This is a genomic window from Pelomonas parva (assembly GCF_043555835.1).
Classification (GTDB): Bacteria; Pseudomonadota; Gammaproteobacteria; order Burkholderiales; family Burkholderiaceae_C; genus Pelomonas; species Pelomonas parva.
On the sequence record NZ_JBIGHV010000005.1, the window covers coordinates 527,988 to 549,660 of the forward strand.

Consider the following 21,673-nt stretch of genomic DNA (forward strand, 5'->3'; position numbering starts at 1 on the left):
TCAGAGTGTCAGGATGGCGCCGGGCAGGCCCGCGCCCTTGAGCTTGGCGGCGGCACGCTCGGCTTCTTCGCGGCTGCCGAACGGCCCCAGGCGCACGCGGATACGGCGGCCGTTCGCGGTGTCGACGGCCTGGGCATAGGTCTTGAGGCCGAGCTTCTCGATCTTGCCGCGCACGTCCTGCGCCGTCTTGTTCTCGCCATAGGCGCCGACCTGCACGATGAAGCGGGAGGCGGCCGCAGACGTGGGCTCCTTGCCCTCCAGCAGCGCCTGGGCGCGGGCGCCATCGTTGGCGGCCTTGGGCTTGTCGGACGGCTTGTCAACGACCTTGACGGGCTCTTTGTCTGCCGGCTTCTCGGCGGGCTTGTCGGCCGGTTTTTCCACGGGCTTCTCGGCCACCTTGTGCTCGACCGGCAGCTCGACGCTGGCAGCGGGCGTCGGTTGGGGCGCAGGCTCCACCTGGCTCAGCGGCTCGCGCGTCGGCACGGTCAGCGGCGGCGCGGTCTCCTTGCGCGGAATCTCGATGGGCAGGTCCACGGGGATGGGCCGCGGCTGGGTCTCGAAGATCAGCGGGAAGCCGATCACACCGGCCGCCACCAGCACGGCAGCGCCAATGAGGCGCCGGCGGGCGCGCACGCGCAGCACCAGCACGTCGTCGGCTGCGCTGGCCTTGGCGCCGGACTTGGCCGACTTCTTGGGCGCCGCCGCAGAGGCTGCGTCATCGCGCTTGAGGAAGGAAAACAGGCCCATCGGCGACGTGGCTTCAGTGGAGGGTGGGAGGCTTGGGCTCGGCCGTGCCGGCGGTCACGCGGGGCAGGCCCTGCTGGAGCACGCCGCCCACGGTGTAGAAGGAACCGAAGACCAGGATTCTATCGGCCGTGGTCGCCCCGGCCGCTGCGGCGTGCAGTGCGTCCAGCGGGTTGGCGTGGGTGTAGGTCGCCACGCCGGGCGGCGTCTTCAGGCCTGCGGCAAGAAAGGCCTTCTCCAGCTGCTCGGCAGTGGCGGCGCGCGCGATGGGCAGATCGGTGAAATGCCAGACGTCCACCAGCGGCGCGATGCGCGCCAGGATGCCGCCCAGGTCCTTGTCCGCCATCGCGCCGAAGACGGCGTGCGTGCGGGGGAAGAAGCCCATCTGGTCGAGGTTCTGCGCCAGCGCAGCGACGGCGTGCGGGTTGTGGGCCACGTCCAGCACGACGGCCGGCTGGCCGGCCAGCACCTGGAAGCGGCCCGGCAGCTCGACCAGCGCCAGTCCCGTGCGCACGGCCTGGGCGCTGATGGGCAGGCGGTCCGCAAGCGCCTCGAACGCGGCCAGCACGCCGGACGCGTTCAGCAACTGGTTCACGCCGCGCAGTGCCGGGTAGGCCATGCCGGAGAAGCGTTTGGCGCGGCCAGCCCATTGCCACTGGGTGCGGTCGCCACTGAAGGTGAAGTCGCGGCCGAGCTGGCGCAGGTCGGCACCGAGTTCTGCGGCACGCGCGCCGAGCGACGCAGGCGGCACCGGATCGCTGACGACCACCGGCCGACCGGCGCGCATGATGCCGGCCTTCTCGCGGCCGACACTCTCGCGGTCGTTGCCGAGGAACTCGGTGTGGTCGAGGTCGATGCTGGTGATGACGACGCAGTCGGCGTCAATGACATTGACCGCGTCAAGCCGACCGCCCAGACCCACTTCAAGGATGACCAGATCCAGCGGCTCATGCTGCAGGCGCCGCATGATGGCCAGCGTCGTGAACTCGAAATAGGTCAGCGTGATGTCGCCGCGCGCGGCTTCGACGGCTTCGAAATGCGGCTCCAGCGACTCGGCTCGAACGGGTTCGCCGCCGACGCGGCAGCGCTCCTGGAAGTGCACGAGATGGGGCTTGATGTAGAGCCCGACGCGGTAGCCGGCCTGCAGCGCGATGGACTCCAGCATCGCGCAGGTCGAGCCCTTGCCGTTGGTGCCGGCAACGACGACGGTGGGCGCCTCGAAGGCAATGCCCAGCCGCTCGCGCACCGTCGCGACGCGGTCAAGCGTCATGTCGATGGTCTTGGGATGCAGGCGCTCGCAGTGGGCGAGCCAGTCTTCAAGCGTCATGGCGGATCACAAAAAAACAAAGCCAGGCTCCAGGGCCTGGCTCGGAACTCTGCGGGCGACGTTCAGGCGACGGCGTCCGCGCTCTGGCGCTGCAGCATGGCGAGCTGGCGGGCGATGGTCTCGCGCAGCTGGCGGCGGTCCACGATCATGTCGACGGCGCCCTTCTCCATCAGGAACTCGGCACGCTGAAAGCCTGGCGGCAGCTTCTCGCGCACGGTGTTCTCGATGACCCGCGGGCCGGCAAAGCCGATCAGCGCCTTGGGCTCGGCCAGCACGACGTCGCCCACGAAGGCGAACGAGGCAGACACGCCGCCCATCGTCGGGTCGGTCAGCACGCTGATATAGGGCAACTTGGCCTTGGCCAGGCGCGTCAGCGACGCATTGGTCTTGGCCATCTGCATCAGCGACAGCAGGCCTTCCTGCATGCGCGCGCCGCCGGTGGCGGTGAAGCAGATGAAGGGCGTCTTCTGCTCGATGGCCGATTCGACACCGCGCACGAAGCGCTCGCCGACGACCGAGCCCATGGAGCCGCCCATGAAGTCGAACTCGAAGCAGGCCGCGACCACCGGCACGCTCATGACGGCACCGCCCAGCACGACCAGCGCGTCGGTCTCGCCGGTGTTCTCCAGCGCTTCCTTCAGGCGGTCGGGGTACTTCTTGCTGTCCTTGAACTTCAGCGCATCGACGGGGATGACTTCCTGGCCGACCTCGTAGCGGCCTTCCGCGTCGAGGAAGGCGTCCAGTCGGGCGCGGGCGCCGATGCGGTGGTGGTGCGAGCACTTGGGGCAGACATTGATGTTCTGCTCCAGGTCGGTCTTGTAGAGCACCGTCTCGCAGCTCGGGCACTTGATCCACAGGCCTTCGGGGACGGTTCGGCGGTCGGCCGGGTCACCTTGCTGGATCTTGGGCGGGAGGAGTTTGTCGAGCCAACTCATGTGTCAGTCCTTGTCGAGTGCCGCGCGGATTTCACGGATGAAGGCCGCGCCGGTGAGGGCCACATTATCGGCTGGCTGCCGCTCCAGCAGCTCGACCAGCTTGGAGCCGATGACGACGGCGTCCGATACATCGGCCACCGCCCGCGCCGTCGCGCCGTCGCGGATGCCAAAGCCCACGCCCACCGGCGTGCTGACATGCCGTTTGATACGCGGCACGGCCTCGGCGACGGCTGCGGTGTTCAGGTGGCCGGCGCCGGTCACGCCTTTCAGCGACACGTAATAGACGTAGCCGCTGGCGAGCTTGCCGACCTGCGCCATGCGTGCCTCGGTGGACGTGGGCGCGAGCAGAAAGATGGCGTCCATGTCGGCCGCACGCAGCTTGGCGGCGAACTCCTCGCACTCCTCGGGCGGGTAGTCGACGATGAGGATGCCATCGACACCCGCATCCTTGGCGTCCGCGACGAACGCGTCCAGGCCGTAGCGCTCGACCGGGTTGGCGTAGCCCATCAGCACCATGGGCGTCTTGGCATTGCGCGCGCGGAACTCGCGGACATAGCCCAGCACCTTGCGCAGGCCGATGCCATGTTTCAACGCCCGCTCGCCGGCACGCTGGATGACGGGGCCGTCGGCCATCGGGTCGGAGAACGGCACGCCCAGCTCGATGACATCGGCGCCGGCCTCAGCCATCGCGACAAGCAGGTCGACCGTGGCTTCGGGATAAGGATCACCGGCGGTAACGAAGGGGATCAACGCCTTGCGGCCATCGGCCTTGAGCTGGTCGAAGGTGGTCTTGATGCGGCTCATTGCTTGACCTTCTCGCCGGCTTGCGACGGGCGGTCGAAATAGGCGGCGCCCGACAGGTCGGCCACGGTGCCGATGTCCTTGTCGCCACGGCCGCTGAGGTTGATCAGCAGCACCTTGTCCGTGCCCAACGTCGGCGCGAGCTTGATGGCATGCGCGACCGCGTGGCTGGATTCGAGCGCCGGGATGATGCCCTCCGTGCGGCACAGGCGGTGGAAGGCGGACAGCGCCTCGGCATCGGTGACGCCGACGTACTCGGCGCGGCCGATGTCCTTCAGGTGGGCATGCTCGGGGCCGACGCCGGGGTAGTCCAGGCCGGCGGAGATGGAGTGCGTCTCGATGATCTGGCCGTCCGCGTCCTGTAGCAGATACGTGCGGTTGCCATGCAGCACGCCGGGGCTGCCGGCGGTCAGCGTGGCCGCATGCTTGCCGCTGGCCACGCCCTGCCCTTCGGCCTCGACGCCGATGAGCCTGACCGACTCATGCGGGATGTAGGGGTGGAAGATGCCGATGGCGTTGGAGCCACCGCCCACGCAGGCGATGACGGCGTCCGGCTGGCGGCCGGTCATCTCGGGCATCTGCTCCAGGCACTCCAGACCGATGACGCGCTGGAAGTCGCGCACCATCATCGGGTAGGGGTGCGGGCCGGCCACGGTGCCGATGATGTAGAAGGTGTTCTCGACGTTGGTGACCCAGTCGCGCATCGCCTCGTTGAGCGCGTCCTTCAGCGTCTTGCTGCCGCTCTCCACCGGCACGACGGTCGCGCCGAGCAGCTTCATGCGGTAGACGTTAGGCGATTGGCGCTTGACGTCCTCGCTGCCCATGTAGACGACGCATTCCAGGCCGTAGCGGGCGCAGATCGTCGCCGTGGCCACGCCATGCTGGCCGGCGCCGGTCTCGGCGATGACGCGCGGCTTGCCCATGCGCTTGGCCAGCAGCGCCTGGCCAATGACGTTGTTGATCTTGTGCGCACCGGTGTGGTTGAGGTCCTCACGCTTCAGGTAGATCTGCGCACCGCCCAGCTCGCGGCTGAGCCGGTCGGCGTGATAGATCGGGCTCGGGCGGCCGACGAAGTGCTTGAGCTCACGCTTGTACTCGGCGATGAACTCCGCGTCGTTGCGGTAGTGGGCGTAGGCGTCCTTCAACTCGTCCAGCGCGTGGACGAGGGTCTCGGAGACGAAGCTGCCGCCAAAGGTGGTGGTGCCCGCATGGCGGAAATGCCCGGTCGCATCGGGCTGGTCGTACTGGAACATGGTCTTCCTCTATCGGGAAAGTTCTGCGTCTGCGCGGCGCACCGCGTGGCAGAACTCGTGGATCAGGTCGGCGCTCTTGATGCCCTTGGACACCTCCACGCCGGAACTCACATCAACGGCCCAGGGCCGCACCTGGCGGATGCCATCGGCGACGTTTGCTGCATTCAACCCACCAGACAAAACGAGGCGAGAGCTGACGCTTGGAGGAATGAGTGACCAATCGAAGACCTTGCCGCCACCGCCGTAGCCCTCGACAGGCGCGTCGAGCAGGATGGCCTGAGCGGTGGAAAAACGAGAGCCGAAGTCTACCAAGTCGAAGCCCGGCGACACGGCAGCCGCGCGCAGGTAAGGCCTGTTGACGCGCACGCAGTCGGCAGGCGCCTCGTCGCCATGGAACTGCACCAGCATGTTCGGCAAGGCCGCCAAGCCCGCTTGCAGTTCGCTATCGGTCGCGTTGACGAACAGGCCCACGGGCGTCACGAAGGGCGGCAGCAGCTTGGCAAGCGCCCTCGCCCGCTCCGGCGTCACGGCGCGTGGGCTCTTGGCGTAGAAGACAAAGCCGATGGCATCCGCACCGGCCGCAACAGCAGCTTCAACATCGGCTTCACGGGTGAGGCCGCAGATCTTGATTCGTGTCATGGAAGCCAGTTCAAAGCCGCGACCTCGCGCGGGATGTCGAGCTCGGCATCGTAGGTCGGGCCGAGGAAATAGAGACCGTCCGGGGCGAAGGTCGGCGCTGCCACCTTGCGATCGCGCGCGGCGAGCACCTCAGACACCCAGTCCGCCGAGCGCGTGCCATTGCCCACGGCCAGCAGGCAGCCCATGAGGTTGCGCACCATGTGGTGCAGGAAGGCGCTGGCCTCGAACTCGAAGCGCCAGTAGGCACCGCGCCGCTGCACGCGGATCTCGCGCAGCGTCTTCACCGGCGAGGCCGCCTGGCATTCCGACGAGCGGAAGGACGAGAAATCGTGCTCGCCGATCAGGCGCGCTGCGGCCGCCTCCAGCGCAGTCTGGTCAAGCGGTCGAAACACCCAGCCGCATTGGCCGGACTCGATGGCCGGGCGCACGGCGGACTCCAGCAGCAGGTAGGCATAACGCCGCCCCCGCGCGGAACTGCGCGCGTGGAAGGCGTCGCCCGGGAAGCGGCACCACTGGATGGCGATGTCGGGCGGCAGGTAGCGGTTGCTGCCGCGCACCCAGGAGAACTGCTCGCGCGCCACCTCGGTGTCGAAGTGGATGACCTGGTTGATGCCATGCACGCCCGCGTCGGTGCGGCCGGCGCAGATCGTGCGTATGGGCTGGGCCGCGAAGGCGGACAGGCCTTTCTCGAGCGCGTCCTGCACGGTGCGGCCATCGGGCTGACTCTGCCAGCCGTTGTAGCCGCCGCCGCGGTAGCTGACTCCTAGTGCGACTCTCATGAGGTCCAAAGTAAAAACGCCCGGCCAAGGCCGGGCGTCCAAGTATCGCGGCTGAACTTACCGAAGGTCGTTCAGCATCGCCTGGGCGCGGTCACGCAGCGAGCCGCTGGCGCGCTGGATCAGTTCCTGCAGCACCTCGCGGGCACCCTCGGTGTCGCCGATCTGGCGGAACTCGTCGGCCAGTTCCAGCTGGCGCACCAGCGGGTCGCCGTCGTCGTCGCCCAGCGCTTCGAGCGCGAGCGGGTCCGCCTCCCCAGGCTGGGTCGGCTCGCCGAGGTCGAAGTCCAGGTCGTTGGACGGCACGGTCGTCGGCCCGCTCGCTGGCTCGGCGATGGCCGGCAGGCCACCCATGCCACTGAGGTCGAAGTTCAGGTCGGGGGCCGGCGGCGCGGTACGCGTGCCGCGGCTGGAGACGTCGAAGTCCATCGTCAGGGGTGCGCGCTCGACCGAGGCCGGCAAAGCCTGGGTGGACGCCATCGCGATCGGCGAAACCGGCTCGGGGGCGTCGAGGTCGAGGTCCAGCGCCAGATCGAAGCCACTCACCGGGCCGGTGTCCGAACCGGCACGCGACAGCGCATCGGTGCTGAGGTGAGACGCGGCCGCCTTCGTCGCCGTACTGGGCAGTGCCGTCTGCGGCAGCGTGCTGGCATTCATCGGCTCGGGGCGCAGCTCGGGGCCGTCCTCGACATGGGCGGGTGCACCGCCAGGCTGGTAAAGCGGGTTGTCCGGGTCGATGCCGCGGCCGAGCTCCTGGGCCTTGGCCCAGTCCTCGCCGGAGCCGCGCGTTTCGGCATAGAGCTGCACGGCCAGTTGCTCAAAGCCCTTGGTGTCGCGGCGCTTGGCGTAGACCTCCAGCAGCTTCAGGCGGATGGCCAGGCGCCCAGGGTTGGCGCGCAGCGCTTCCTTCAGGATTTCCTCGGCCTGCAGGTCGCGGCCATAGGCCAGGTAGACGTCGGCCTCGGCGACCGGGTCCACGTCGCCGATGGCGTCGAGCTGGCTGAGCGAATAGCTCATCGACGACTGGCCGCTGTTCTGCGCGTCACGCGTGTCGACACGCTGGCCGCCGGTGCCGCCGAAGAAGGAGTCGGGCTGCAGGCGGCTTTCGTGGAAGCCGGTCTCGGGCGCGTTGGCCGGGCGGCGCGAGCGCAGACGGTACAAGCCGAAACCGCCCAGTACCGACACGATGACACCGGCCAGGATGACGACGAACGGGCTGTCGAACAGCTTCTCGATGACCCCCGGCGGCTCCGCAACGGGCGGCGGTGCCAGCGGTGCGCTGGCGCGCGTCATCGGCTTGGATGCCGCCACGCTCGCCGCGGCCACAGGCGCAGGCTCGGTAGCCGCAACGGAGGCGGGTTCGGCGGGTGCGATCACGGGCGCGGGCAACGCCGGCGCCGTCGCGACGGAGGCAGCCTGCGCTGCCGGCTTGGCCGCGCTGGACAGCTTCTTCAACTCTTCGACATTGCGCGTCAGCTCGGCGACGCGGGCAGCGGCATCCTTCTTTTCCGTCTCCTTGGACAGCTTGGTCTCGGCGGCGCTGGCCGGGCCGGCCTTGCTGAGCGTCAGCTTGTCGGGCGTGGGCGCGGCGGCAGGCTTGCGGTCCTCGACGGCAGCCTGCACCTGCCCCTTGGACTGGCGCTCGCTCTCGTTGTTCTGCAAGGTCGGCGCGGCGGAGGCGAGGCGCTGGCGGTAGGCAGCGAAGTCGGCGCTCTGGGCCAGGATGATGCGGCGCGCCTCCGGCGCGGGCACCGCAGCCAGCGCGTCACCGGACGGCACCTGCAACACGGCACCCGACTTCAGCAAGTTCATGTTGCCGTCGATGAAGGCATCGGGGTTGTTGCGGAACAGGCCAACCAGCATCTGGTCCAGCGAGATGCCGCTGACCTGGGTGCGGCGGGCCACCCTGGACAGCGAGTCACCCGGGCGCACGCGGTACTCGGCGGCAGCGGTGACCGGCGGACGGACCGGCACGGGCGCAGCGACCGGCGGACGTGCCAACGGGGCCGACGCGGAGCCGTTGCGTGGCAGCGCCGTTGCCACGGCGGGCGCAGGTGCTGGCACCGCTTCGGCAGCCACCGGCTGCGCAGGCGCAGGAGCCGCCGCCAGGGCCGGCGGGGCCGTGACGACCGGCGCCGGCTTGGGCAGGCTCGGCGGGTCAAACAGCAGCGTGTACTCCCGCACCAGGCGGCCGGTGGACCAGGTCAGCTCAAGGATGACGTCGACGAAGGGTTCCTGCACGGCGCGGTCGCTGCTGACCCGCAGCACCGTGCGGCCTTCGCGGCGTGCGATCTGCACCTGGGCGGAACTCAGGATTGGGTTGTATTCGACGCCGCTGGTGCGGTAGGCATCGGCCGGCGCGACGCGCACCTTCAGCGTGGCCGCCTCCTCGGGCGTCAGGCTGGTGATGTCGATCTCGGCACGCATGGTCTCGCCGAGCGACGACTGCACGTTCAACCGGCCCAGGCCCAGCGCCTGCGCACCGCCAGCGGCCATGAGCAGCGCGGCAGCGAAGGCAAGATGGTGGCGGGCGAACCCGGTCGGGCGGACTCCCTCGAATGCGTCGCGGATGTGGTCTTTCAAGGCATTCCCCAAAGCAACAAGGCGGGGCCGATGGGCCCCGCCTGTCTCGATCTTCAGCACGCGCTGCACGAACCTGGTCTGCACACTGGTTTGCACGTCATGACCTGCGTCGAGTTTTGAATCAAAAACACAACGGCATCAAGCATATACGCGGAAATGCTCAAGGGGTACCTGATGTGTCGCTTGCTTCCAATTTCAACGCCAGGGTGAACCCTAGTTCACGAGGTAAGCGTCTGTAAGACGGCTCAACGCTCCAGCAGGATGCGCAGCATGCGGCGCAGCGGCTCGGCCGCGCCCCACAGCAGCTGGTCGCCGATGGTGAAGGCACCGACGTACTCGGGGCCCATCGCCAGCTTGCGCACGCGGCCGACCGGGATGGTCATCGTGCCGGTGACGGCCACGGGGGTCAGGTCGCGGATGGTGGCTTCGCGCGTATTGGGCACCAGCTTCACCCAGGCGTTGTCGGCGGCGATCATGGCCTCGATGTCTGCCAGCGGCACGTCCTTCTTCAGCTTGAACGTCAGCGCCTGGCTGTGGCAGCGCATGGCGCCGACGCGAACGCAGAAGCCGTCGACGGGGATGCCGTCCGAGCCGAGGATCTTGTTGGTCTCGGCCATGCCCTTCCATTCTTCCTTGGACATGCCGTTGCCCAGATCCTTGTCGATCCAGGGGATGAGCGAGCCGCCCAGCGGTACGCCGAAGTTCGCGGTCTCGTCGGCCGACAGCGAGCGTTGCTTGGCGATGACCTGGCGGTCGATCTCGAGGATGGCGCTCTTGGGGTCGTCCAGCAGCGGCTTCACGGCGGCGTTCAGCGTGCCGTACTGCGTCAGCAGTTCGCGCATGTGCTGAGCACCACCACCGGAAGCGGCCTGGTAGGTCTGCGTGGACATCCACTCGACGAGGCCGGCCTTGTACAGCGCACCCACGCCCATCAGCATGCAGCTGACCGTGCAGTTACCACCAATCCAGTTCTTGCCGCCGTTGCTCAACGCCTGGTCGATGACCGGGCGGTTGACGGGGTCCAGGATGATGACGGCATCGTCCGCCATGCGCAGCGTGGAGGCGGCGTCGATCCAGTGGCCGGCCCAGCCCGCAGCACGCAGCTTGGGGTAGACCTCGGATGTGTAGTCGCCGCCCTGGGCCGTGATGATGATGTCGCAGCGCTTGAGCTGTTCGAGGTCGAACGCGTTTTGCAGCGTCTTCTCGTTCTTGGCCTGGGCCGGGGCAGCGCCACCGGCGTTGGAAGTCGAGAAGAACAGCGGCTCGATCAGGTCGAAATCGCGCTCAGCGGTCATGCGCTCCATGAGCACTGAGCCCACCATGCCGCGCCAGCCTACGAGGCCTACCAAGGTCGTCATCATCATTCCTTTGTCGTTCACCAAACCCCATCCACTTCGGGCCCCGGCTCGTTCGCCGGGTTTGGAGGGGCGAGACGAGACGGAGCTTTAGCTCTTGATGGTTTTCGTGGTCGTAATGGCTTTAACGACAGCGTCGCCCATCTCGATGGTGGAAACCTTCGAGGTGCCTTCGGACCAGATGTCGGCGGTGCGCAAGCCCTGGGCCAGCACGGACTGCACGGCCTGCTCGATACGAGCGGCAGCGTCGGCTTGGTTGAGGGAGAACTTGAGCATCATGGCAGCGGACAGGATTGTAGCCAGCGGGTTGGCGATTCCCTTGCCGGCGATGTCCGGCGCGCTGCCGTGGCTGGGTTCGTAGAGGCCCTTGTTGTTGGCATCCAACGAGGCGGACGGCAGCATGCCGATGGAGCCGGTCAGCATCGCGGCCTCATCCGAGAGGATGTCGCCGAACATGTTGCCGGTTACGACCACGTCGAACTTCTTCGGCGCCTTGACGAGCTGCATGGCGGCGTTGTCAACGTACATGTGATCCAGCTCGACGTCGGGGTACTGGGCGTGGACTTCGATGACGATGTCCTTCCAAAACTGCGAGGTCTCCAGCACATTGGCCTTGTCGACGCTGGTCAGGCGCTTGCTGCGCTTGCGCGCCGCCTGGAAGGCGACGTGGGCGATGCGCTCGATCTCGGGGCGCGAGTAGCGCATCGTGTCGAAGGCTTCGTCGGCGCCGGGGAAGTGGCCGTCCACGGCCGTGCGGCGGCCGCGCGGCTGGCCGAAGTAGATGTCGCCGGTGAGTTCGCGGATCAACAGGATGTCGAGGCCTGCGACCAACTCGGGCTTCAGCGACGAGGCGTGCGTCAGCTGTTCATAGCAGATGGCGGGGCGGAAGTTGGCGAAGAGGCCCAGGGCCTTGCGCAGGCCGAGGATGGCCTGCTCGGGGCGCAGCGAGCGCTCCAGCTTGTCGTACTTCCAGTCACCGACCGCGCCGAACAGCACGGCGTCGGCTTCCTGCGCCAGCTTCAGCGTGGCGGGAGGCAGCGGGTGGCCGCTGGTGTCATAGGCCTTGCCACCGACGTCGGCCCAGTCGAGTTGCAAGGGCAGGTCCAGCGCGTTCAGCACCTTGACGGCCTCAGCCATGATTTCCGGGCCGATGCCGTCGCCCGGCAGTACTGCAATCTTCTTCATCTCAAATCACTCGGTTGGCCAGCCAGGGCTTACTGGCAATGCGTTGCGCCTCGTAGGCGCGGATCTTGTCGGTGTGCTGGAGAGTTAGACCGATCTCGTCGAGACCGCCGATCAGACATTCCTTGCGGAAAGGCTCGATGTCGAAAGGCAGTTCGGCGCCGTCGGGCTTCACGACGACCTGGCGCGGCAGGTCCACGGTCAGTTGGTAGCCGGGGAAGGCGGCCACTTCGTCGAACAGGCGCGCGATGGCGCTCTCCGACAGGGCTATGGGCAGCAGGCCGTTCTTGAAGCAGTTGTTGAAGAAGATGTCGGCGAAGCTGGGCGCCAGGATGGCGCGGAAGCCGTACTGCTGCAGCGCCCAGGGCGCGTGCTCGCGGCTGGAGCCGCAGCCGAAATTGCTGCGCGCGATCAGCACGCTGGCGCCGGCGTAGCGCGGCTGGTTCAGCACGAAGTCGGGGTTGGGCTTGCGGCTCGCCGGGTCCTGACCGGGCTCGCCGTGGTCCAGGTAGCGCCATTCGTCGAACAGGTTGGGGCCGAAGCCACTGCGCTTGATCGACTTCAGGAACTGCTTGGGGATGATGGCGTCGGTGTCGACGTTGTCGCGGTCCATGGGCGCGACGAGGCCCTTGTGGATGGTGAACTTGTCCATGATCAGCTCAGGGTGCGAACGTCAACGAAATGGCCGGTCATTGCGGCGGCTGCAGCCATCGCCGGGCTGACAAGGTGGGTGCGCCCACCCGCGCCCTGCCGGCCTTCGAAGTTGCGGTTGCTGGTGGAGGCGCAACGCTCGCCCGGCTCCAGCCGGTCGGCGTTCATCGCCAGGCACATGGAGCAGCCGGGCTCGCGCCATTCAAAGCCCGCAGCCTTGAAGACCTGGTCCAGGCCCTCGGCCTCGGCCTGCGCCTTGACGAGGCCGGAGCCCGGCACGACGAGCGCCAGCTTGATGTTCTTGGCCAGGCGCCCACCGACGCGCTTCACGACGGCTGCAGCCTCGCGCATGTCCTCGATGCGGCTGTTGGTGCAGGAGCCGATGAAGACCTTGTCGACATGGATGTCGCTGATGGCCTTGTTGGGCTCCAGCGCCATGTAGGTCAGCGCCCGCTCGATGGCGCCGCGCTTGACGGCGTCCTTTTCCTTCTCGGGGTCAGGCACGCGGTCGTCCACGGCCAACACCATTTCGGGCGAGGTGCCCCAGCTGACCTGCGGGCGGATCTGCGCGGCATCGAGCTCGACGACCTTGTCGAAGTGCGCGCCGGGGTCGGAATGCAGCGTGCGCCAGTAGGCGACGGCCTGGTCCCACTCCACGCCGGTGGGCGTGAACGGGCGGCCCTTGACGTAGTTGATCGTCGTGTCGTCCACGGCGATCAGGCCGGCGCGGGCACCGGCCTCGATGGCCATGTTGCACACCGTCATGCGGCCTTCCATGCTCAGCGCGCGGATGGCGGAGCCGGCGAACTCGATGGTGTAGCCATTGCCGCCGGCCGTGCCGATCTTGCCGATGATGGCAAGCACGATGTCCTTGGCGCCCACGCCCTGGGGACATTGCCCCTCGACCTTGACGAGCAAGTTCTTGGCCTTCTTGGCCGACAGCGTCTGCGTGGCCAGCACATGCTCGACCTCGCTGGTGCCGATGCCATGCGCCAGCGCACCGAAGGCGCCGTGGGTGGATGTGTGGCTGTCGCCGCAGACGACGGTCATCCCGGGCAACGTGGCGCCCTGCTCCGGGCCGATGACGTGCACGATGCCCTGGCGCTTGTCGGTCATCTTGAACTGCGTGATGCCGACGCGGTCGCAGTTGGCGTCCAGCGTGTCGACCTGCAGCTTGGAGATGGGGTCGGCGATGCCTTGCGAACGATCCGTCGTCGGCACGTTGTGATCGCTGACGGCAAGGTTGGCGCTGAGGCGCCACACCTTGCGGCCGGCCAGGTCCAGGCCTTCGAAGGCCTGCGGGCTGGTCACCTCATGCACGAGGTGGCGGTCGATGTAGAGCAAGGCCGTGCCATCCGGTTCGGAGTGCACGACATGCTCGTCCCAGAGCTTGTCGTAAAGCGTTCTTGAAGTCATTGCTTCTCGCGAGGAATGAGGGTGTCCACGAAGCGTTGCACCACGGTGGGCAAGCGCTGTTGGCGCAGCACACCCAGGTAATAGTCGCGCTCGGCCCACGACTCTTCAAGTCGCAGGCAGCGCACGCCGAAGACGCGGGTGAAGCGCTCGGCGGGTTGTTCGGGCAGCACGGCCACGCCCAGGCCCGACTCGACCAGTTGAGCGATGCCGTCGAAGCCGCGCACCTGCAGGCGGGCGTTCAGCGTCTGGCCGCGTGCGGCGGCCTGTTCGCGCATCAACTCCTGGGCGCTGGCACCTGCATGCAGGCCGATGAGGTCATAGGCCAGCAAGTCGTCGAAGCTGACGGCCTCTCGGGCGGCCAGTGGATGCTTGAGCGGCACCAGCGCCGCGAGGCGGCTGCGGGCGAAGACCCAGGTCTGCACGCGGTTGTCCAGCACGGGCGCGGTGAAGATGCCCACATCGGCGCGGCCTTCAGCGACGGCGGCCTGCACCTCGGCGCTGGTCAGGTCCTCCAGGCTGATGCGGATCTGCGCATGGGCTTGGGAGAACTCGACCAGATACGGCGGCAGGCACTCGGCGATCGCGCTGGTGTTGGAGGCGATGCGCAGATGGCCCTTGATGCCGCGCGAGAACTCCATGACCTCGGTTTCGAGCGCATAGAGGGAGGCATGCAGCGAGCGGATGTGGCGCACCAGCGCCCGACCGGCCTCGGTGGGCTCGACACCCCTGGCGCGGCGCTCGAAGAGCTGCACGCCCAGGCGGCTTTCGAGGTCAGACAGCCGCTTGCTGGCGGCCGCCAGCGCCAGGTGCTCCTGGGCAGCGCCGCGCGTGATCGAGCGAGTCTGCTCGATGGCCAGCACGAGGTTGAGGGTGGTGAGATCGTGGCGCATGATCGTTTGACTCCAGCATAGCCTTCGCGAAGAACGCAATTCTGCGCCAGAAAGCGATAGTGATTTCGCCAAAGACGAACTTCAACGTGTCGCTGGGCTGTCTACCTGCTTCAGCAAACCGCGCAACACGTTGCGGCTGTGGGCGCCGAAATGGCCCAGCAGCTCGGCGATGCGCGCCTGCAGCGAGTCGCGCTGCCCCTGCATGTCGCGGGCAAGCGCCGGGCCGAGCTGGGACTCGTTGGCGGCAAAGTCGAAATTGGGGTCAGTGACAAATTTTGCCGGCGCGCCGATGACGACGGCCGCGTCGGTCGCCGGACCGGCGGCGAAGGCCTCCGCAGCCACCACGTCGCGGACATAGGCCGGGCTCCAGGGTGGATAGCGCGCGTCGCGTGCAGCGTCCCGCAGCGCGGTCTCCAGCGGGCCGTCCTGCCGCTTGCGGGCGGCGTCGATGATCCAGCGGGTCTGGAACTGCTCCAGCACGAAGTGGCGGTTGCTCTGCAGCACGACGAGACCTTGGCGATCCGCCGGTGCGCCGAGCTGGGCCTTGAGGTTGACCCACATCATGTGACCCAGCGTGGCGCCGGGGGCGGCGCTGGCGTGATAGGGCTGCGTCAGGTCCTCGACGTGGTGCAGCGCCAGGCCGGCAAAGCGCCAACCCCAGTAGGCATGGCCGGTCTGCCAGGCCAGCACCGCCAGCCCGCCGTACTGCTGCACGCGCAGCTCGGTGAAGGTGCGGGCGAAGCTGGGCGCCAGCGTGTTGAAGATGGCGCCTTGGTGGAAGAAGCCCATGTGGAAGGGCGCCTGGGAGCCGATGGCGACGGCGGGGTTGCCGAAGGGCTGCTTGCCGAAGCCGTAGGACGGGTTCGAAGGCGCGCCCGGGTTGTCGTCGAAAAGGTTGAGGTCATGGCCGTAGTCGGGCTCGTCGCAGGCCGAGGCCAGCACGGCCAGCGGCGTGACGGCATCGCCGGGTTGCAGCGTGACGAAACGCTGCGTCGCGCCCTTGCTGTTGGGAACGGCGCTGACCTGCACAACGTCCAGCGGCGGGCGGCTGGCGTCGGGGTCGCGCGGGTCGACCTGCAGGTAGAGCGCGAGCTTGCTGTGTGGCGACAGGCGCAGCGCACGCAGGAAGGCGGCGCGGCGGTCAGCATCGCTGCGACGGGCGTCGGCCACGAACCGCAGCGCATCGGGTCTTGGCGCGTGGCCCTTCAGGTGCTCACGGGCCCAGGCCTCTTGTGCGTCCAGCGTGCGGGCAATCGCGGCTTCCTGGTCACGCAGAAAATCGACCAGGAGCTCGGCCTTCACGGCGGCGGCGCTCGCGACCTCGGGCATGCGCTCGAAGGCGCGGTAGCACATGGGGCTGTGGTTGCCCCAAGCCTGCGCGAAGGTCGGCAGCCAGGCCAGCAAGAACAAGAAATGGCGCATCGGGTGGGCAGGAAAGGCGAAGGCGCAGATTCTGACCCCGAGCGGCCAAGCAAAGCCTTGCGACCGAATCCACGGGGCCGCTCGTGACCACCCCGCCTCCCGGTGTGCCACGGGCCGGTCAGCCCAGCGCAGCACGCGCAAGATTTGCAGTGTTGAGATTACGGGCAGGTCAGGCGCGGCAGAAGCGGCGGTTGGGGAAGTGGTGCTTCGTCACTCAGCATGGCTCGGGTTTGCCCGGGGTCCTGCAGGTCGGCGCGATCGGCGAGCGGCGCGTTGCGTGGCCAGGGCGCTCACTGCCCAAGGGAGTTCGACATGACCCACACCGTGAGCCCGCGCCGGCTCGCCCTTGCCTTGCTCATTGCCCTCGGGCTGAATGGCTGCGGGCATCAACTCAACAACCAGGCACCTGCAGCCCAACCGCCAGACGCAGCGACGGCGCCCAAGCTGGAACGCATCGAGGCGGCGCCGGCACCCAGCCCGGTCGCGGCGAAGCAGGTGCCGATGCCCCGCATGGCCATTTCGGCGCCGGCCTACATGCCCGCGCCCCCGCGCCCCATCGCGCCACCGCCGTCCACGGCCCAGTACCCCCGCTTCGACGACCGCCCCTGGCAACGCGTCGCCGAGGCGCCGGTCTCGACCTTCAGCGCCAGCGTCGACACCGGCAGCTACGCCAATGTGCGCCGCTTCCTGAACCGCGGCGCCCTGCCCCCACGCGACGCGGTGCGCGTGGAGGAGTTGGTCAACTACTTCGGCTACGACTACGCCGCACCGGCCGCGAACGCGGCCACGCCGTTCGCCGTCGATGCCCGCCTCGTCGCGTCACCATGGAACGCCGAGCGCGGCCTGCTGCGCATCGCCGTCAAGGGGCAGGACCTGGCCAAGCAGAGCCTGCCGCCGGCCAATCTGGTCTTTCTCGTCGACGTGTCCGGCTCCATGGGCCCGCAGGACCGGCTGCCGCTGGTGCGCTCGGCGCTGCATCTGCTGACGAATCAACTGCGGGCACAGGACCGCGTCGCCATCGTCAGCTACGCCAGCGGCACGCGCGTCGTGCTGGAGGCCACGCCGGGCGACCGCAAGGACGCCATCCACGCCGCCATCGACACGCTCAACGCCGGTGGCGGCACCTATGGCGAGGCGGGCATCCGCCTGGCCTATGCGCAGGCCCGCGCCGGCTTCATCGGCGAAGGCATCAACCGCGTGCTGCTGGCCACCGATGGCGACCTCAACATCGGCGTGACGAGCGCGGACGAGTTGAAGACCCTGGTGGAGGGTGAACGCAAGCGCGGCGTGAGCCTGACGGCGCTGGGCGTGGGCGACAGCAACTACAACGAGGCGCTGATGAAGAAGCTCGCCGACGTGGGCGACGGCAGCTACCACTACCTGGACACGCTGCAGGAGGCGCACAAGGTGCTCGTCAACGAGATGACCAGCACGCTGGCCGTCATCGCCCAGGACCTGAAGCTGCAGATCGAGTTCAACCCGGTGTTGGTGCAGGAGTACCGCCTCATCGGCTACGAGTTGAACAACCTGACGCGCCAGCAGTTCAACGACGACAAGGTGGACGCGGGCGACATCGGCGCCGGCCACACTGTGACGGCGCTGTACGAGATCATCCCCACCGGCGCCAAGGGCACGGTGGACCCGCTGCGCTACGGCGAGGTCAAGGACGCCAAGTCCGCCGACCCGCACGCGAAGGAGCTGGCCTGGCTGAAGCTGCGCTACAAGCAGCCGGGCCAGGCGGAGAGCAAGCTCGTTCAACTGCCCATCACCAAGGCCGCAGCCTGGCCGGCGCTGGCCAAGGCGGACGCGGACCTGCGCTTCGCCGTCGCCGTGGCGGCCTGGGGGCAGTGGCTGCGCGGCAGCACGCAGATCGGCGACTACGGGCCGGCGCAGATTGCCGCGCTGGCGCATGACGCACGCAGCGGCGACCGCTACGGGCACCGGGCGGAGTTTGAGCGGCTCGTCGAGCTATCGGGCAGCTTGAAGCGCTGAGACAACATCGGGCGGCGCCTGGACCAGCTCGATCAGCACGCCCTCGCCGCCGAACGGGAACTGGTCGTTGCCCTTGGGGTGGACGAAGCAGATGTCATGACCGGCCGCGCCCTTGCGGATGCCACCCGGCGCAAAGCGCAGGCCCTGCGCCTCCAGCCACTGCACGGCAGCGGGCAGGTCGTCGACCCACAGGCCGACGTGGTTCAGCGGCGTCGCATGAACGGCCGGCTTCTTGTCCGGGTCCAGCGGCTGCATCAGGTCCACCTCCACGGCATGGGCGCCCTGCCCCAACGTGCAGATGTCCTCGTCGACGTTCTCGCGCTCGCTGCGGAAGTTGCCGGTGACCGGCACCCCCAGCAGGTCCACCCACAGGTGGCGCAGCCTGGCCTTGTCAAGACCGCCGATGGCGATCTGCTGCAGGCCAAGGATGCGGAAGGGGCGCGTGTCGGTCATGGTGGTCTTCAGAGTTTGAGCCGCCCCCACAGCCAGCCCGTCTTGTAGCCGGCCAGCGTGGCGATGGATTGTTGATGGATGTAGGGCAGCCGGCCACCCCAGCCGAAGAAGCGGTCACGCAGCCAGGGCGCGACGACGGCGTGGGACTGGAACATGGGCGTCAGGCCACGGCTGGCCTGGGCGTAGAAGCGCAGGTGGGCGCGGCGCCGACGGGTGTAGCGCGCCAAGGTCTGCGGCCAATCGCCACCGACCTCGGCCGCCAGCTCGTGCGCATCGATGAGGGCCATGTTGGCGCCCTGCCCCAGCTGCGGGCTCATGCCGTGAGCGCAGTCGCCGATGGCCAGCACGCGGCCATCGTGCCAGCGGGTCATGTGCACATCGGCGTAGCGCGCCTCGCGCAGCTGGGCGGCGTCGTGCAGGCCGGCGAGCAACGGCGCTACGTCGGGAAAGAGATCGGCCATCTGCTGCTTGAGATGACCCAGGCCGATGCGCTTCTCCCAGCCGTCCAGCTCGGCCACCGGCAGGCTCCAGAACAGATTGATGCCTCTGTCTGCATCGTCTGCGGCCGCCTTGCCTACGGGCATCAGGCCCAGCATCTGCGAGGCCGAGCGGAAGCGCTGGCGCAGTTCGATCTGCGGAAAGCCCGGCGGCGCGGGCAGCACGGTCCAGACGGCGCCCCAGGGGAAGAGGCGCGCACGCTGGGCGACCTTCATGCCTTCGCGCAGCTTTGAGAAGCTGCCGTTGGCGAGGATCAATGCAGAGTGCCTAACCGTTTCACCACCGGCAAGGCGCAGGGTCACGCCGCCGGCGTCCTGCTCGAAGCCCTCCACCGCCGCGCCGCAATGCCAGGGCACGCCCAGCTCGCGCACACGCTTCCAAAGCAGCCCCATCAGCGCACCGCGCTGCATGCCCAGCCCGTAGGCCTCGGGATGAAAGCGCTGGTAGCTCATGTTCAGCACGGCCCGGCCCGAGGGCGTGTCGCCAAACAGCCGGTCCACACGCACGCCCAGCGCCAGCGCTTCGTCCAGCAGACCCATGGCCGCCAGCACGCGCTGGCCGGTGGGCTGCAACAGCAGGCCGGCGCCGATGGGGCGCGGTTCGGGCACGGCCTCATAGAGCGTGACGGCGATGCCGCGCTCGGCCAGACGCACGGCCGCCGCCGCACCGGCAACGCCCGCGCCGACGATGGCGACGCTGGCTTCAGGCAAAGCGCAGGATGGGCTGGTCCACCGACAAGCTTTCGCCCGGCTTGGCCAGCACCTCGGCCACCGTCACATCCTGGCTCGCGCTGAGGATGTTTTCCATCTTCATCGCCTCGATGACGGCAAGCCGCTCACCCGCCTGCACGGTCTGGCCGACCTGCGCGGCCAGGTGCACCAGCAGGCCCGGCATGGGCGACAGCAGCAGCTTGCTCGTGTCGGGCGGCGCCTTGTACGGCATGAGCGCAAGCAGCTCGGCCGCGCGCGGGCTCAGCACGGTCAGCTCGATGGACAGGCCGCCGTGGTGGACGCGGTAGGCCAGCGGGTTCTTCGCTGTGCCGCGCTCGGCCTGTGCCGTGAAGGGCTGGCCATTGACGGTGCCGGTGATGCGCACGTCATTGAGCCGCGAGCGGCTGACGATGCGGTACGGCCTGTCGCCCACTTGCACCAGCGCTTCGCCGAGCGCGCCGCCGAACTCGCTGATGTGCAGCGCGTGGCGCTCGGTGTGGCCACCGCCAAGGTTCACGACGGCGATGTAGTCATGCTCGATCTGCACCTCATGGCCCGGCAACTGGCCGGTGATACCGGCCTCCCGCTCGCGCGCCTTGCGGCGGATGAATCCGGCCAGCGCGACCAGGAACAGCGGGTCGTCATGCGGCACGTCCTCGGCCTTGAAGCCGCCTGCGTAGTGCTGGGCGATGAAGCCGGTGTTGAAGTCGCCGCTCGCAAAGTCCGGGTGGGCCAGCAGCGCGGCCTGGAAGGGGATGTTGCTGGACACGCCGCGGATGACGAAGCCGTTCAGCGCCTCGCGCATCTTGGCAATGGCCTCGGTGCGGTCACGGCCGTGGACGATGAGCTTGGCGATCATCGAGTCGTAGAACATCGGGATCTCGCCACCCTCGTAGACGCCGGTGTCCACGCGCACGCCGAAGCGCTGCGGCTCGGCTTGCACCATCGTCGTCTCGGGCGGTTGATAGCGCACCAGCCGGCCGGTGGACGGCAGGAAGCTGCGAAACGGGTCTTCCGCGTTGATGCGGCATTCGATGGCCCAGCCGTCGCGCTTGATCTGGTCTTGCGTGAACGACAACGGCTCACCGGCCGCGACGCGGATCATCTGCTCGACGAGGTCCAGCCCGGTGATGCACTCCGTGACCGGGTGCTCCACCTGCAGCCGCGTGTTCATCTCCAGGAAGTAGAAGCCCTGGTCCTTGCCGACGACGAACTCCACCGTGCCGGCGCTTTGGTAGTTGACGGCCTTGGCCAGCGCCACGGCCTGCTCACCCATGGCGCGGCGCGTGGCCTCGCTGATGAAGGGCGACGGCGCCTCCTCGATGACCTTCTGGTGGCGGCGCTGGATGGAGCACTCGCGCTCCCACAGGTAGACGACCTGGCCCTGCGAATCGCCCAGCACCTGGATCTCGATGTGGCGCGGCTCCTCGACGAACTTCTCGATGAAGACGCGGTCATCGCCAAAGCTGTTGCGCGCCTCGTTGCGGCAGGACGTGAAGCCCTCGAAGGCCTCCTTGTCGTTGAACGCCACGCGCAGCCCCTTGCCGCCGCCGCCCGCGCTGGCCTTGATCATGACCGGGTAGCCGATTCGCTGCGCGATGCCGACGGCCTCTTCGGCCGACAGGATGGGCTCGTTGTGGCCGGGGATCGTGTTGACGTTGGCCGCCAGTGCAAGCTTCTTGGACGCGATCTTGTCGCCCATCGCCGCGATGCTGGCGTGCTTGGGGCCGATGAAGACCAGGCCTTCCTCCTCTACGCGGCGCGCGAAGTCCTCGTTCTCGGACAGGAAGCCGTAGCCGGGGTGAATGGCCTGCGCGCCGGTGCTCTTGGCTGCCGCAATGATCTTGTCGGCGACGAGATAGCTCTCGCGCGAAGGCGCCGGGCCGAGCAGCATGGCCTCGTCGGCGAGGTCGACGTGGCGGGCGTCCTTGTCGGCCTCGGAGTAGACGGCGACGGTGGCGATGCCCATCTTCTTCGCCGTGGCGATGACTCGGCAGGCGATTTCACCCCGGTTGGCGATGAGGATCTTGGTGAACATTGCAGGTC

The 21,673-nt window shown here is 68.1% G+C and carries 18 protein-coding genes; 1 reads left to right on the forward strand and 17 read right to left on the reverse strand.

Going from position 1 to position 21,673, the window contains the following annotated elements; translation table 11 throughout:
• The 14 genes from ACG00Y_RS16280 to ACG00Y_RS16345 form a co-directional block, all read right to left on the reverse strand.
• Complete coding sequence (locus ACG00Y_RS16280; protein WP_394480572.1) at positions 1-747, reverse strand: SPOR domain-containing protein; 747 nt, start codon at positions 745-747, stop codon at positions 1-3.
• Between the two features lie 13 nt (positions 748-760).
• Positions 761-2,071, reverse strand: coding sequence for a bifunctional tetrahydrofolate synthase/dihydrofolate synthase (gene folC / locus ACG00Y_RS16285; protein WP_394480574.1), 1,311 nt, complete (start codon positions 2,069-2,071; stop codon positions 761-763).
• A gap of 62 nt (positions 2,072-2,133) precedes the next feature.
• On the reverse strand, positions 2,134-3,006 hold the full coding sequence (gene accD, locus ACG00Y_RS16290; RefSeq protein ID WP_394480576.1) for an acetyl-CoA carboxylase, carboxyltransferase subunit beta: 873 nt from the start codon (positions 3,004-3,006) through the stop codon (positions 2,134-2,136).
• Positions 3,007-3,009: 3 nt separating this feature from the next.
• Positions 3,010-3,810, reverse strand: coding sequence for a tryptophan synthase subunit alpha (trpA, locus tag ACG00Y_RS16295; RefSeq protein WP_394480577.1), 801 nt, complete (start codon positions 3,808-3,810; stop codon positions 3,010-3,012).
• Positions 3,807-5,060: a tryptophan synthase subunit beta gene (gene trpB / locus ACG00Y_RS16300; RefSeq protein ID WP_394480579.1), complete on the reverse strand. Its 1,254-nt coding sequence runs from the start codon at positions 5,058-5,060 to the stop codon at positions 3,807-3,809. Before trpB ends, trpA begins: the two co-directional genes overlap by 4 nt.
• A gap of 9 nt (positions 5,061-5,069) precedes the next feature.
• The gene (locus ACG00Y_RS16305) at positions 5,070-5,699 is read right to left on the reverse strand and encodes a phosphoribosylanthranilate isomerase (RefSeq protein WP_394480581.1); all 630 of its coding nucleotides are present in this window, start codon (positions 5,697-5,699) and stop codon (positions 5,070-5,072) included.
• Positions 5,696-6,478: a tRNA pseudouridine(38-40) synthase TruA gene (gene truA, locus ACG00Y_RS16310; RefSeq protein ID WP_394480583.1), complete on the reverse strand. Its 783-nt coding sequence runs from the start codon at positions 6,476-6,478 to the stop codon at positions 5,696-5,698. Before truA ends, ACG00Y_RS16305 begins: the two co-directional genes overlap by 4 nt.
• 57 nt (positions 6,479-6,535) lie before the next feature.
• The gene (locus ACG00Y_RS16315; RefSeq protein WP_394480585.1) at positions 6,536-9,058 is read right to left on the reverse strand and encodes a FimV/HubP family polar landmark protein; all 2,523 of its coding nucleotides are present in this window, start codon (positions 9,056-9,058) and stop codon (positions 6,536-6,538) included.
• 245 nt (positions 9,059-9,303) lie between these two features.
• Positions 9,304-10,416, reverse strand: a complete 1,113-nt coding sequence (gene asd, locus ACG00Y_RS16320) for an aspartate-semialdehyde dehydrogenase (protein WP_394480587.1) — start codon at positions 10,414-10,416, stop codon at positions 9,304-9,306.
• A gap of 87 nt (positions 10,417-10,503) precedes the next feature.
• On the reverse strand, positions 10,504-11,598 hold the full coding sequence (leuB, locus tag ACG00Y_RS16325; protein WP_394480589.1) for a 3-isopropylmalate dehydrogenase: 1,095 nt from the start codon (positions 11,596-11,598) through the stop codon (positions 10,504-10,506).
• Between the two features lies 1 nt (position 11,599).
• Positions 11,600-12,247 (reverse strand): 3-isopropylmalate dehydratase small subunit, encoded by a 648-nt coding sequence (gene leuD, locus ACG00Y_RS16330; protein ID WP_394480591.1) that lies wholly within the window; start codon positions 12,245-12,247, stop codon positions 11,600-11,602.
• A gap of 2 nt (positions 12,248-12,249) precedes the next feature.
• Complete coding sequence (gene leuC, locus ACG00Y_RS16335; protein WP_394480593.1) at positions 12,250-13,662, reverse strand: 3-isopropylmalate dehydratase large subunit; 1,413 nt, start codon at positions 13,660-13,662, stop codon at positions 12,250-12,252.
• Positions 13,659-14,552 (reverse strand): LysR family transcriptional regulator, encoded by an 894-nt coding sequence (locus ACG00Y_RS16340; RefSeq protein ID WP_394480594.1) that lies wholly within the window; start codon positions 14,550-14,552, stop codon positions 13,659-13,661. The genes leuC and ACG00Y_RS16340 overlap by 4 nt, the downstream gene beginning before the upstream one ends.
• Positions 14,553-14,633: 81 nt before the next feature.
• Positions 14,634-15,974 carry a phospholipase C/P1 nuclease family protein gene (locus ACG00Y_RS16345; RefSeq protein WP_394480596.1) on the reverse strand — a complete coding sequence of 447 codons (1,341 nt, stop codon included), beginning with the start codon at positions 15,972-15,974 and terminating at the stop codon, positions 14,634-14,636.
• Positions 15,975-16,286: 312 nt separating this feature from the next.
• Here ACG00Y_RS16345 and ACG00Y_RS16350 point away from each other — a divergent pair, with 312 nt between their 5' ends.
• Positions 16,287-17,966: a vWA domain-containing protein gene (locus tag ACG00Y_RS16350; protein WP_394480598.1), complete on the forward strand. Its 1,680-nt coding sequence runs from the start codon at positions 16,287-16,289 to the stop codon at positions 17,964-17,966.
• Here ACG00Y_RS16350 and ACG00Y_RS16355 read toward each other — a convergent pair.
• From ACG00Y_RS16355 to ACG00Y_RS16365, 3 genes are read right to left on the reverse strand one after another with little or no spacing between them, the layout of a single operon-like run.
• Positions 17,943-18,419, reverse strand: coding sequence for a VOC family protein (locus tag ACG00Y_RS16355; protein ID WP_394480600.1), 477 nt, complete (start codon positions 18,417-18,419; stop codon positions 17,943-17,945). The two genes, ACG00Y_RS16350 and ACG00Y_RS16355, sit on opposite strands and share 24 nt — an antisense overlap.
• Before the next feature lie 8 nt (positions 18,420-18,427).
• Entirely contained in the window at positions 18,428-19,627 is a 1,200-nt protein-coding gene (locus ACG00Y_RS16360; protein WP_394480602.1) for an FAD-dependent oxidoreductase, read from the reverse strand.
• On the reverse strand, positions 19,620-21,665 hold the full coding sequence (locus ACG00Y_RS16365; protein WP_394480603.1) for an acetyl-CoA carboxylase biotin carboxylase subunit: 2,046 nt from the start codon (positions 21,663-21,665) through the stop codon (positions 19,620-19,622). Before ACG00Y_RS16365 ends, ACG00Y_RS16360 begins: the two co-directional genes overlap by 8 nt.
• Positions 21,666-21,673: the final 8 nt, after the last annotated feature.

Coding starts and splice junctions, on each gene's coding strand:
- trpB (WP_394480579.1), bottom strand. CDS start 5,060: ATGTTCCAGTACGACCAGCCCGATGCGACCGGGCATTTCCGCCATGCG.
- accD (WP_394480576.1), bottom strand. CDS start 3,006: ATGAGTTGGCTCGACAAACTCCTCCCGCCCAAGATCCAGCAAGGTGAC.
- truA (WP_394480583.1), bottom strand. CDS start 6,478: ATGAGAGTCGCACTAGGAGTCAGCTACCGCGGCGGCGGCTACAACGGC.
- ACG00Y_RS16355 (WP_394480600.1), bottom strand. CDS start 18,419: ATGACCGACACGCGCCCCTTCCGCATCCTTGGCCTGCAGCAGATCGCC.
- asd (WP_394480587.1), bottom strand. CDS start 10,416: ATGACGACCTTGGTAGGCCTCGTAGGCTGGCGCGGCATGGTGGGCTCA.
- ACG00Y_RS16280 (WP_394480572.1), bottom strand. CDS start 747: ATGGGCCTGTTTTCCTTCCTCAAGCGCGATGACGCAGCCTCTGCGGCG.
- ACG00Y_RS16350 (WP_394480598.1), top strand. CDS start 16,287: ATGACCCACACCGTGAGCCCGCGCCGGCTCGCCCTTGCCTTGCTCATT.
- ACG00Y_RS16345 (WP_394480596.1), bottom strand. CDS start 15,974: ATGCGCCATTTCTTGTTCTTGCTGGCCTGGCTGCCGACCTTCGCGCAG.
- leuD (WP_394480591.1), bottom strand. CDS start 12,247: ATGGACAAGTTCACCATCCACAAGGGCCTCGTCGCGCCCATGGACCGC.
- ACG00Y_RS16305 (WP_394480581.1), bottom strand. CDS start 5,699: ATGACACGAATCAAGATCTGCGGCCTCACCCGTGAAGCCGATGTTGAA.
- folC (WP_394480574.1), bottom strand. CDS start 2,071: ATGACGCTTGAAGACTGGCTCGCCCACTGCGAGCGCCTGCATCCCAAG.
- ACG00Y_RS16365 (WP_394480603.1), bottom strand. CDS start 21,665: ATGTTCACCAAGATCCTCATCGCCAACCGGGGTGAAATCGCCTGCCGA.
- leuB (WP_394480589.1), bottom strand. CDS start 11,598: ATGAAGAAGATTGCAGTACTGCCGGGCGACGGCATCGGCCCGGAAATC.
- trpA (WP_394480577.1), bottom strand. CDS start 3,810: ATGAGCCGCATCAAGACCACCTTCGACCAGCTCAAGGCCGATGGCCGC.
- ACG00Y_RS16340 (WP_394480594.1), bottom strand. CDS start 14,552: ATGCGCCACGATCTCACCACCCTCAACCTCGTGCTGGCCATCGAGCAG.
- leuC (WP_394480593.1), bottom strand. CDS start 13,662: ATGACTTCAAGAACGCTTTACGACAAGCTCTGGGACGAGCATGTCGTG.